This is a genomic window from Xanthomonas sp. SHU 199, assembly GCF_000364665.1.
Lineage (GTDB): Bacteria > Pseudomonadota > Gammaproteobacteria > Xanthomonadales > Xanthomonadaceae > Xanthomonas_A > Xanthomonas_A sontii.
Genome location: NZ_AQOI01000221.1, coordinates 1 through 11,799, shown reverse-complemented (window position 1 = coordinate 11,799; position 11,799 = coordinate 1). Strand labels below are relative to the sequence as shown.

Here is an 11,799-nt window from a genome sequence, read left to right as displayed (position 1 = left end):
GCTGCCGCGCCCGCCGGCGAAGCTGATCACGCCACGCACGCCGGATGGCGGCGCATCGGCCAGCGCCACCGCGCCGAGGCCGCCGGCGGACTGGCCGACCACGACGATGCGCTGCGGGTCCGCGCCGGGCAGGCGTGCGGCGGCGTCGACGATCGCCGCCTCGGCCGCCGCGATCTTGTGCCCGGCGACGACGAAATCGACGTCGTGGCAGTTGCCCGCGCCTTCCAGGTAGCTGCCGCTGGAACCGCCGTAGCCAGGCCGCAAGGCCAGCACCACCATGTAGCCGCGGGCGGCGAACCAGCGCGCGGCGCGGGCGAAACCAAGCCGGGTGTCGGCGAGCTTGCGCTTGTCCGCCGGTGTGCCGTGATGGATGACGATCAGCGGGAACGGGCCGGGGCCTGTCGGTCGATACACGCGCGCGGCGAGATCGTAGTCGACGCCTTGCACGACCACCGGCATTCGGAAGTCGGTGACGCGTTCGGCGTGCGCCGGCGGCGGTGCGGCGAGGGTGAGGATGGCGGCCGCGAGGGCGGCGGCGAACAGATGTCGACGCATGGGTGGCACCTGCCTGGACGGATGCGTGGCAACGCGTCGTGGCGGTCCGGGCGCGGGGATGCCGCTGTGGGGCGCCTCCCTCGGGCGGGGCGACGCCATGGCCACGACGCGGCACATGGTGCCACTGTAGTGCCGGACGGGCCACGGCGTGTCGCCGGACCCGTCACCTGCGGCTGAACGCGCGGCCTGCGGCGTGCCGGGTGGCACGCCGCAGGCCGTCGCCGTGGCTGGCTCAGAAGTCCTGCTGCAGGCTCAGGTAGACGCCGCGGCGCGGCGCCCATTGCGGCGCGAACACACCGATGCCGCCGCCGTCGCGCAACTGGTAGTGGCGGTCGAGCACGTTGAGAACGGCCAACTGCGCGTGCAGCGGGTGGCTGCTGGCCAGGGCGAAGTCGTGGCCGGCGCTGAGGTTGAGCTGGAAGTAGGCCGGCAGCTCGCCGCCGTTGGGCACGCCGTCGGCGTCGGTGCGCAGGCCGCTGCCGAACAGGTAGTCGGCGCCGATGCGGCTGTCGTCGGCCAGGGCGTAGTTGATGCCGCCGGAGGAGGTCAGCTTCTGGTCGTGGTCCAGGTGGATCCAGTGGTCGTAGGCGTAGGCCAGCGCATCCGGGTCGAAGTTGTACAGGCTGGTCATCACCCGCTTGCCCATGGCCTTGCTGTAGGCCGCGTTGAAGTAGGCGTTGATCGGGCCGTTGCTGTAGTCGGTGCTGAACTCGGCGCCGCGGATGCGGCCGTAGCGGTAGTTGAAGGTGGAGTAGACGTAGGCGGCGCCGAACTGGCCTTCGTCCTGCAGGCGGTCGGCCTTGCGGTAGTAGGTGTCCAGGCCCAGGGTCAGGTGGTCGCCGACCATCTGCGAGATGCCCAGGTCGTAGTAGTCGCTGCGCTCGCTAAACGGCTTGGTCGGGCCACCCGCCGCCGACTGCTGGTTGGTGGTGCCGTCGTACAGGGCGATGTCGCTGGTGGAGATCAGCTCGGTGGCCGGCGGGGTGAAGTAGCGCGCATAGCCGGCGTGCAGGGTGGTGCTGTCGCTGGCGTGCCAGACCACGCCCAGGCGCGGGCTGAGCTGGCCCTCGGTGGTGCCGAACGCCTTGTAGCGGTCGCCGCGCACGCCGTAGTTGATGGTCCAGGCGTCGCTCGGCTGCCATTCGTCCTGCAGGTAGACCGCGTAGGTGCTGGCGTGGAAGCGGCTGCTGTCGGGGATGAACAACGGCACGTCGCTGCTCTGGCTGCCGTCGTCGTTGGCCGGGAACACATAGGCGTTGTTGCTGGCGTTGGCGTGTTCGAAGTTGCCGTACACGCCGTAGCGCAGGGTGTGGGTGCTGCCCCACGGCGTGGAGAAGTCGGCCTGCAGGGTGCTGGCGCGGTTGGCGCGCTGCACCTGCGAGGCGATGCCGTTGAAGATCAGGTCGCCGGCGATGTCCGGGGAGAAGGCGACGCTGCTGTAGCGCTGGCCGGCCGACAGCTGGTAGCTGGTGTCGCCGAGCGCGCCCTGCAGCACCAGGGTGCCGAAGCGGGTGTTCTCGCGCTGGTTCTCGTCGAGCTGGGAGGAATCGAAGGTACTGGTGCCCTGGTAGGTGAAGGCCGGCGTCTGCCCCGGGTTGTTGGGGATCTGGAAGCGGTTGTTGGCGTAGCCGACCAGCAGGCTGAGCCGGGTGTTCTCGTTCAGCAGATAGCTGAGGTCGGCGAAGCCCTTGCCCTGGTGGGTCTTGTCGTGGATCGGGTTGTCGCTGTCGGTCGGGTTCTCCATGCCGATGCGGTTCTGCAGGTAGTTGCCGCTGGCGAACCAGCTGAAGCGGCCGTCGCTGCCCCACCACGAGGCGTTGGGGTTGAGCGTGCCGTAGGAGCCGCCGGTGATGCCGACGCTGCCGCCGTTGCCCAGTTCCACGCCGTTCTTGGTGGTGATGTCGACCACCGCCGCGGTGCGGTCGCCGAACTGCGCCGGCAACGCGCCGTCGAGCAGGCGGATGTTCTTGATCGTGCGCGGATCCAGGGTCTGGCCGAAGCCGGAGATGGATTCGGGGATCATCACGCCGTTGATGCGGTACTGCAGGTTGGCGTGGTCGCCGCGCACATGGATGCCGCCATAGGAATCCTGGACCACGCCCGGCGCCTGCAGCAGCACCTGGTTGAGCGGGGTGGAAGCGCCCAGCGGCAGGCGCGCGATGTCCTCGGCGCTGATCGCGTACTGACTGCTGCCGATGTCCGGCGACAGCGCGTTGCGCGCAGCTTCCAGCTTGGCGGTGACGGTGACCGGATCGAGATCGACGGTCGGCTCGGCGGCAGCGGTGCTGTCGGCGGCGGTATCCGCAGCGAGGGCGAGGCCGGGGGCGACCAGGAGGATCAGGGCGATGGCGGAGGAGAGGGGGCGACGTGTCATGGCGAGGTGGACCGAATGGAAAGGAATTGTTACTTAATAACAGTGTGCTTTCGCAAAAACGCCGGCGTAGGCCGGAAGTCATGGTGGCGTCGCGATGTTGCTTGCCGTTCATGTCCTGGCGCTGCCAGCGTGACCGGTATGCGGCGCTATGCGGCGCGCCCCGGCTCTGCGAACATCGCACACTGCCAAGGAGTCCTTTCATGAATCTGTCCGCCGCCGCCGTGTCCGCATCCGCCTCGTCGTCCTGGTCACCTGCCAGTTGGCGTGACAGGCCGGCGCTGCAGATGCCGGTGTATCCGGACCCGCAGGCGCTGGAGACCGCGCTGACGGAACTGCGGCAGTTGCCGCCGCTGGTGACCTCCTGGGAGATCTTCGCGCTGAAGAAGCAGCTGGCCGAGGCGCAGGAAGGCAAGCGCTTCCTGCTGCAGGGCGGCGATTGCGCGGAGAACTTCAGCGATTGCGAATCCGGCACCATCTCCAACCGGCTCAAGGTGCTGCTGCAGATGAGTCTGGTGCTGGTGCACGGCCTGCGCCTACCGGTGGTGCGGGTCGGTCGCTACGCCGGGCAGTACGCCAAGCCGCGCTCGGCCGATACCGAGACCCGCGACGGCGTGACCCTGCCCAGCTACCGCGGCGACGTGGTCAACGGCCCGGAGTTCACCGCGCAGGCGCGGGTGCCGGACCCGCGGCGCATGATCACCGCGCACTCGCGTTCGGCGATGACCATGAACTTCGTGCGCGCGCTGATCGACGGCGGCTTCGCCGACCTGCACCATCCCGAGTACTGGAACCTGAGCTGGGTCGGCTGCTCGCCGCTGGCCGAGGACTACCAGAAGATGGTGGCCTCGATCGGCGATGCGGTGCGCTTCATGGAGACCCTGTCCGGCGCGCAGCTGTACAACCTCAACCGCGTCGATTTCTACACCTCGCACGAGGCCTTGCTGCTGCCCTACGAGGAAGCGCTGACCCGCGAGGTGCCGCGGCAGTGGGGCTGGTTCAACCTCAGCACGCACTATCCGTGGATCGGCATGCGCACCGCGGCGCTGGACGGCGCGCATGTGGAGTACTTCCGCGGCATCCGCAATCCGATCGCGATCAAGGTCGGGCCGTCGGCGCAGCCGGACCAGTTGCTGCGCCTGATCGACGTGCTCAATCCGGAAGACGAGCCCGGCCGGCTGACCTTCATCCACCGCATGGGCGCGGCGCAGATCGCCGAGAAGCTGCCGCCGCTGCTGGACGCGGTGAAGCGCGACGGCCGCCGCGTGCTGTGGGTGTGCGATGCGATGCACGGCAACACCGAAAGCACCAGCAACGGCTACAAGACCCGGCGCTACCAGAACGTCCTGGGCGAGGTGGAGCAGTCGTTCGACATCCACGCCGCGGCCGGCACCCGCCTGGGCGGCGTGCATCTGGAACTGACCGGCGAGGACGTCACCGAGTGCACCGGCGGCGCGCGCGAACTCACCGAGCGCGACCTGGAGCGGGCCTACCGTTCCAGCGTCGACCCGCGCCTGAACTACGAGCAGTCGCTGGAGATCGCGATGGCGATCGTGCGCAAGCAGAACGGGCGCAACGTCGCCACGCCGCTGGCGTAGTCGGTTGGTGTAATCCGCCGCGCGTGCCGCTGCCGCATGTGCGGCGCCTTGTCGTGCCGTGGCCCGAGGACTGCGGCATCGCTGCGTGCGATGCCGCGCGCCGGCTTCGCGTCGCCGGCGACATGCGCCGCTTTTCGGACGCGTTTGCACGCTCGCCTGTGTGCCATGCGGCTGCCGTCGCCCGGCGCCGCCGCGCGTGCTCGACATCGCGCTAATCCCTCCACTGACAGACTGTCGCGACTCCTCCCCCCGACAAAGGAGCGCATCTTGACCCTCGATCTTCATTGGGTGCCCTGGCGTGCCTATACGCTGCCGATCGGCGCCGCACTGATTCTCGGTTTCCTGGCCTGGTGGCTGTTGCTGCGCATCGCCCAGCGCATGCGCGGCCGCGACTACCGGCGTGCGCGCATCGTGCGCGTGATCAGCGTGCCGGTCGCCTTCCTGCTGCCGATGCTGATGCTCAGCTTCGCGCTCGAATCCACGCCGCTGGACGCGAAGGCGCTGACCGACCTGCAGCACCTGCTGCACATCGGCATGATCGGCTGCGTGACCTGGCTGCTGGTGCGCGGCGTGGCGGCGCTGGAAACGGCGATCCTGCGCAGCCATCCGATCGAGGTGGCGGACAACCTCACCGCACGCCGCGTGCAGACCCAGACCCGGGTGCTGGCGCGGGTGGCGATGGGCACGATCATCCTGGTGGGCACCTCGATCGTGCTGCTGACCTTCCCGGCGGTGCGGCAGATCGGCACCACCTTGCTGGCCTCGGCCGGCATCATCGGCCTGGTCGCCGGTATCGCCGCCAAGCCGGTGTTCGGCAATCTGATCGCCGGCCTGCAGATCGCGCTGACCCAGCCGATCCGGCTCGACGACGTGGTCATCGTCGAAGGCGAGTGGGGCCGCATCGAGGAGATCGGCAGTTCCTACGTGGTGGTGCGGATCTGGGACGAGCGGCGCATGGTGGTGCCGCTGACCTGGTTCATCGAGAATCCGTTCCAGAACTGGACGCGCAACAGCGCCGACCTGCTCGGCACCGCGTTCCTGTGGCTGGACTACCGCACGCCGATCGCACAGGTGCGCGCCGAGCTGGAGCGGATCTGCAAGAGCGAGCCGCTGTGGGACGGACGGGTCTGCGTGACCCAGGTGACCGACACCAGCGAGCGCACGATCCAGGTACGCCTGCTGGTCAGTGCCCGCAACTCCGGCGATGCCTTCGACCTGCGCTGCATCGTGCGCGAACGCATGCTGGATTTCCTGGTGCGCGAGCATGCCTACGCGTTGCCGCTGCTGCGCGCGGAAGTGGCGCCGGAGCCCGTGCGGCTGTCGCACCCGCCGGTGCGCGCCAGCGACTCGGAGGCGATGCGTTCGCCCGGTGCCGAGGATGGGGCGGGGATCGGTGCTCCCTCTGCTCAACGCGGCGCTGGCTGAGCAGCGCCGCGACGACCGTCCCCGGCGGGTGGTGTTGCCCCGTGCGCGTTGCGGTGCCGGCTCCGGTTCCGTAAGCCGGCGATCGCGTTAGTTCGGCTGCACTTCCCAAAGCTGATTGACGTTGCCCAGGCACTCCCACATCTGCACGATGGCGCCGTTGCGGATGCCGCCGGCCGAGTCATCCAGGCATTTGCCGTTCAACTCGCTGCGGATTTGGCCGCGGATGCGCCACGCCTGCGTGGTGGAACCGGTGCACGCCATCATGCGCAGGGCGCCGCCGTTTTGGGCGGTCGTCGTTGCCTCCAGGCAATTGCCGCCGTAGCCCACGATCGAGCCGTTCTTGCCGAGCTGCCAGGCCTGGTTCTTGGTGCCGTTGCAGTCCCAGAGCTGCACCGGCGTTCCAGGGGCGGTGCCGAAACCGGCGACGTCCAGGCAGCGTCCGGTCGAGACCCGGATTTCGCCGTTCGCGGGATTGTACGACCAGCGTTGGTTGGTGCCGCCGAGGTTGTCCCAGAGCTGCAATCGCGCACCGTTGTTTGACCCAAGCGCCACCACGTCCAGGACCTTGCCACCGGTGGCGATGAGCGAGGCATTGGTGAAATACCAACCCTGGTTGGAGGTGCTCAACGATTGATAGAGCTGGAGCGGTGCCCCATTGGCGCTGCTCACGCCGGTGATGTCGAGCACTTTGTCGGTGCCCTCGCCGCGCAGGCTATGGCTGCCGCGCTTGAACGACCATTTCTGCTGGCGGAATCCGTTGCAGTCCCAGACCTGCATCGAGGCGCCGTCGTTGGTATTTCCATTCCTGACGTCGAGACATTTCCCGGACGGGCCCATGATCTGTCCAGGCGAACTGGAATCATCCAGCGGTACCACGGTCTGCCGATACTGGACGACGTTGGGGACCGTGGTGAGGAAGGCGCGGGCGTTGTCGGCCTGGTCCGGCACGCCGCAGGGTTGTCCGTTGCAGGTGCTGATCGCCGGCGACGAGTACACCAGGATCTCGCTCTGCCCATTGACCGCGTAGGCCATCGTGGTGTGGAAACTGCCGGTGTCGCTGCGGTGGCCGAAATTGAAACCAGGCTCTTGGCCGGTTTCGTGCTGGTGGCCGGAGCCGAGCAGATGGCCAAACTCGTGGGCGAGGGTGCCGCGGGTGCAGTAGTAGCCGCCGTCCACGCCGTCGGAGATCACCGCGTATCCCCAGCGCGAATCGGTGCCGCCGGATTGCCAGGCGACGCCGCAACTCTGCTGCGAATTGTTGAAGCGCCGCACCAGGCCGACCATGTCGGCGCCGAGGCGGTCGCGCGCATCATGCAGCGGCACCAGCGCCGCGGCGGTGGCCTGGCTGACGCCAGTGAGTTCGTCGAGGGTGCCGTCGTTGAGCGTATTGTCGGGGTAGTCGACCTGCACCGTCCCGACCAGGCGATAGCGCACATTGATGTTGGCGTTGGCGAAGGACTGGTTCGCCGTCTCCACCATGTTGGTGAGTACGGTATCGATCGCCGTGATGCCACCGCGGTAGTCGCGATAGCCGGGCGTATAGCCGAGCAGCACGTCGATCGTATTGGTCGAGGTACTGCCCGCCTGCGCGTTGACCTGCGCCAGGCTGCTGTACCCGGCGATATAGCCCTGCGCGGTGTCGCCGGCGCGGAGCTGGATGACAGAATCGGCCAGTCGCCGCCCATCCGCGTGGCTTCCGGCGGAATGCAGGTCGGCGCTGGGGGCCGCCATGATGTAAGGCATCCCGCCGATGGTGGTGATCTGGTAGGTCATACCATCGATGGTGCCCAGCGATCCGAACACTGCGTCCTTGCCGAAACTGATGACCGTCTCGTTGCCGACCGGTTGGCCATCCACCCGGCCGACCCAGGTCCAGATGCCGCGCTTGGCGTCGCGTCGGCTCTGATAGGTGATCTGCAGGTTTTTGCCGTCCGGCGTCGGTATCGTCATCGTGCCGTCGACGCTGGCCTTGACGGCATGCTCCTCGCTGACGGTGATGGGATACAGGGCGAATGCGCCGTCGTGTCCGGTCGGGGTGCGGCTGGTGTACTGGATCAGTGCGCCGTTGTCCTGCGCGTCGAACAGGGACGCGCGCTGAGCGGCGGCCATTGGCGGCGCGGTGGTGGCCGCCGCGGACGCGTGCTTGCCGGCCGAGGTCGCGCTGTGTGTGTGATCGATGGCGTCGCCGCAGGCGCTCAGGCCGGTGCAAAGTAACGCCGCCACACTCCAACCCATCGCTTTCGCGATTCGCATTGTCGATTCCCCTGTGTTGATCTCCGCCATCGGTCTGTTGGGGATGGCGCGCGTTCCGGGGTGTCCGGAACTAGTCAATGGTCAGAATCGACCGTGTTGGACAATTCTGTAGACAATTTCTAGGAAAGATCGCGTTACGGGGATTGTGCCCAGAAGTCCCGTGGATGACATCACAAATCCACCCGGCGGACATCTGTCGGCTGACGTGTTCTGTCGATCAGGATGGGAGGGTTTTGAAGCGACATGTCCGCCCACCTCGCGGTGTGGCGAGGCCGGGGTCATCGGGAGGATGTACCTTGGACGGGGGGGGGGCGGCGATAGCCGCCGTGACAGCGATGGGGCGCGGATCAGGCGGGAGGATGCCGCCGGCGCCGCACCAGGTCGCGGGCGAGGATGCCGACCACGGCGAGATTGATCGCCAGCACCGCCCACGACGCCCAGCCGGGGTGGCGCACGATGGCGTAGACGTCGAAGGGCAGGTAGATCGCCGCGGAGATGCAGCCCAGCAGCGAGGCCCAGGCCTTAGCGCGCCACAGGCCCCAGGCCTCGATGATGTGCAGCACGCCGTAGGCGAGCATGCCGGCGGCGGCCAGGTGCACCGCGCCGGGGTTGATCATGGTCAGCAGCGAGGGCAGGGCGCCGTGGTCCGGGTCCAGGCTGAAACGCACGATCAGCTTGTCCACCCCCGCGCGCAGCGGGGCCGGACCCATCAGTTCCAGCCCCGTGGCCGCCAGCACTGCGAGCAGGCCCTTGCCGGCCTCCAGCAGTGCGATCAGGTGCAGACCCGGATGCGCGTGCGGATCCGGGTTGTACGCCTTGTCGGCGGCCATGGGCGTGCGCTATCCCTTAGCCCGCGCGACCGGCGCGCTTGCGCTCGTTTTCGGTCAGGTGCTTCTTGCGCAAGCGGATCTCCTTCGGGGTGACTTCGACCAGTTCGTCGTCCTCGATGAAGTCCAGCGCCTGCTCCAGCGTGTACTTGATCGCCGGAGTCAGCTTGATCGCATCGTCCTTGCCCGAGGCGCGCATGTTGGTCAGCGGCTTGGTCTTGATCGCGTTGACGGTCAGGTCGTTGTCCTTGGAGTGGATGCCGACCAGCTGTCCTTCATACACGTTGTCGCCTTCGGCGGCAAACAGGCGGCCGCGCTCTTCCAGCGGGCCCAGCGCGTAGGCGGGGGTGGCGCCCGGCGCATTGGCGATCATCACGCCGTTCTGGCGCTTGGCGATGGCGCCCTGTTCCTTCGGGCCGTAGTGGTCGAACACGTGGAACAGCAGGCCCGAACCCTGGGTCAGGGTGCGGAACTCGTTCTGGAAGCCGATCAGGCCACGCGCCGGGATCATGTAGTCCAGGCGCACGCGGCCCTTGCCGTCCGGCTCCATGTTCTTCAGCTGGCCCTTGCGGATGCCCAGCTTCTCCATGACGCCGCCCTGGTGCTGCTCCTCGATGTCCACCACCAGCTGCTCGACCGGCTCCATCAGCTGCCCGTCGATCTCCTTGATGATGACTTCCGGGCGCGACACGGCCAGTTCGAAGCCCTCGCGGCGCATGTTCTCGATCAGCACCGACAGGTGCAGTTCGCCGCGGCCGGAGACCAGGAACTTGTCGGCGTCTTCCAGCTGCTGCACCTTCAGCGCCACGTTGTGCACGGTCTCGCGCTCCAGCCGGTCCTTGAGCTGGCGGCTGGTCAGGAACTTGCCGCCGGACAGGTCCTTGTTGCCGGCGAACGGCGAGTTGTTGACCTGGAAGGTCATCGAGATGGTCGGCTCGTCCACGGTCAGCGGCGGCAGCGCCTCGGGGGCTTCCAGCGCGCACACGGTGTCGGAGATGGTCAGTTCCTGGATGCCGGAGATGGCGACGATGTCGCCGGCCTGCGCGCTGTCCTGCTCGATCCGCTCCAGGCCCAGGAAGCCCAGCACCTGCAGCACCTTGCCCTGGCGCTTCTTGCCTTCGCGGTCGATCACCGCCACCGGCATGTTCTTCTTCAGCACGCCGCGCTGGATGCGGCCGATGCCGATCACGCCGACGAAGTTGTTGTAGTCCAGCTGGCTGATGCGCATCTGGAACGGGCCGTCCGGGTCCACGTCCGGCTTCGGCGCGTGCTGCATGATCGCTTCGTACAGCGGGGTCATGTCGCCGTCGCGCACGCTGTCGTCCAGCGAGGCGTAGCCGTTCAGCGCCGAGGTGTAGACGATCGGGAAGTCGAGCTGCTCGTTGGTGGCGCCGAGCTTGTCGAACAGGTCGAACACCTGGTCGATCACCCAGTCCGGACGCGCGCCCGGGCGGTCGATCTTGTTGACCACCACGATCGGCTTGAAGCCCATCGCGAACGCCTTCTGGGTCACGAAGCGTGTCTGCGGCATCGGGCCGTCCATCGCGTCGACCAGGATCAGCACGGTGTCCACCATCGACAGCACGCGCTCCACCTCGCCGCCGAAGTCGGCGTGTCCGGGGGTGTCGACGATGTTGATGCGGTTGCCCTGCCAGGTGATGGCGGTGTTCTTGGCCAGGATGGTGATGCCGCGTTCCTTTTCCTGGTCGTTGCTGTCCATCACGCGCTCGGCCAGCACCGTGCGCTCGGACAGGGTGCCGGACTGCTTCAGCAGGCAGTCGACGAGGGTGGTCTTGCCGTGGTCGACGTGGGCGACGATGGCGATATTGCGAAGATTTTCGATGGACATGCGAAAGGGGGCCAGCCGGCGCCAGAAGGAAGGAAAGGAAGCCACCTAGTATACCCGGATCCCGTGACGCCTGCCGGCGGCCGGCGGCAGGCGGCGGTGGGCCGGGCGGGGGCATTCAGGCGCCGGCGGCGGGCGCGGGCAAAGCCTGAACGAGGCGACGTGTATCCTATGCGCCCCTCATGACGCCCCCGTTTCCAAGGAATCCCATGTCCCTGATCGCCCATTTCGACACCGCCCGCGGCCCGATCAAGATCGAGCTGTATCCCGACAAGGCCCCGCTGACCGTGGCCAACTTCGTGAACCTGGCCAAGCGCGGCTTCTACGACGGGCTGAACTTCCACCGCGTGATCGCCGACTTCATGATCCAGGGCGGCTGCCCGGAAGGCTCCGGCCGCGGCGGCCCGGGCTACCGCTTCGAGGACGAGACCAACAACGGCGTGCGCCACGAGCGCGGTGTGCTGTCCATGGCCAACGCCGGCCCCAGCACCAACGGCAGCCAGTTCTTCATCACCCATACCGCCACCCCGTGGCTGGACGGCAAGCACACCGTGTTCGGCAAGGTGCTCGAGGGCCTGGACGTGGTCGACAGCGTCGCCCAGGGCGACGTGATCAACAAGATCACCATCGAAGGCGACGCCGATGCGGTGCTGGCGGCCAAGGCCGACCGCGTCGCCGAGTGGAACCGCACCCTCGACGCCTGATCCGGCGCTGTCCGCGCGACCGGTCCTGCGGCCGGGCGCGCGGAACCTGCGTGCTACCATTTTCCCGATTGATTGCCGCCCCCGACCGCCGATGACGATGCGCCCCCTTGTGTTGTGCCTGCTGCTGCTCGCCATCGGCGGCGGCGTGCATGCCTGGTGGCGCAGCGCGGCCACGGCGCCGTCGGCGGCACTGGCCGCCGGCGACCCGCGCCGGCTGACC

At 67.8% G+C, this 11,799-nt stretch carries 8 protein-coding genes; 3 read left to right on the top strand and 5 right to left on the bottom strand.

Annotated features, from left to right (window positions below; translation table 11 throughout):
• Together D183_RS24345 and D183_RS0108915 are read right to left on the bottom strand one after the other, a co-directional pair.
• A partial coding sequence (locus D183_RS24345) for an alpha/beta hydrolase family protein (RefSeq protein WP_017908699.1) occupies nt 1-555 on the bottom strand: 555 nt, incomplete at its 3' end.
• A 232-nt stretch (nt 556-787) separates the two neighbouring features.
• The gene (locus D183_RS0108915; protein ID WP_017908698.1) at nt 788-2,929 is read right to left on the bottom strand and encodes a TonB-dependent receptor; all 2,142 of its coding nucleotides are present in this window, start codon (nt 2,927-2,929) and stop codon (nt 788-790) included.
• Nucleotides 2,930-3,129: 200 nt separating this feature from the next.
• Between D183_RS0108915 and D183_RS0108910 the strand changes: the two genes are divergently transcribed.
• Both D183_RS0108910 and D183_RS0108905 read left to right on the top strand, forming a co-directional pair.
• Nucleotides 3,130-4,524 (top strand): class II 3-deoxy-7-phosphoheptulonate synthase, encoded by a 1,395-nt coding sequence (locus D183_RS0108910; RefSeq protein WP_026143872.1) that lies wholly within the window; start codon nt 3,130-3,132, stop codon nt 4,522-4,524.
• Between the two features lie 267 nt (nt 4,525-4,791).
• The gene (locus D183_RS0108905; RefSeq protein ID WP_026144322.1) at nt 4,792-5,949 is read left to right on the top strand and encodes a mechanosensitive ion channel family protein; all 1,158 of its coding nucleotides are present in this window, start codon (nt 4,792-4,794) and stop codon (nt 5,947-5,949) included.
• Nucleotides 5,950-6,036: 87 nt separating this feature from the next.
• Here the strand turns inward: D183_RS0108905 and D183_RS0108900 are convergent, their stop codons facing one another.
• The 3 genes from D183_RS0108900 to typA all read right to left on the bottom strand — a co-directional run bounded on the left by D183_RS0108900 (nt 6,037) and on the right by typA (nt 10,878).
• A complete protein-coding gene (locus tag D183_RS0108900; RefSeq protein WP_232757245.1) occupies nt 6,037-8,232 on the bottom strand; it encodes a ricin-type beta-trefoil lectin domain protein in 2,196 nt (731 codons plus the stop codon).
• A gap of 317 nt (nt 8,233-8,549) precedes the next feature.
• Nucleotides 8,550-9,032, bottom strand: a complete 483-nt coding sequence (locus D183_RS0108895; RefSeq protein ID WP_017908695.1) for a DUF2127 domain-containing protein — start codon at nt 9,030-9,032, stop codon at nt 8,550-8,552.
• Nucleotides 9,033-9,048: 16 nt separating this feature from the next.
• On the bottom strand, nt 9,049-10,878 hold the full coding sequence (typA, locus tag D183_RS0108890; RefSeq protein WP_010340464.1) for a translational GTPase TypA: 1,830 nt from the start codon (nt 10,876-10,878) through the stop codon (nt 9,049-9,051).
• 206 nt (nt 10,879-11,084) lie between these two features.
• On the opposite strand from typA, the gene D183_RS0108885 reads away from it, so the two are divergent.
• A complete protein-coding gene (locus tag D183_RS0108885; RefSeq protein ID WP_010340465.1) occupies nt 11,085-11,579 on the top strand; it encodes a peptidylprolyl isomerase in 495 nt (164 codons plus the stop codon).
• Nucleotides 11,580-11,799 lie beyond the last annotated feature (220 nt).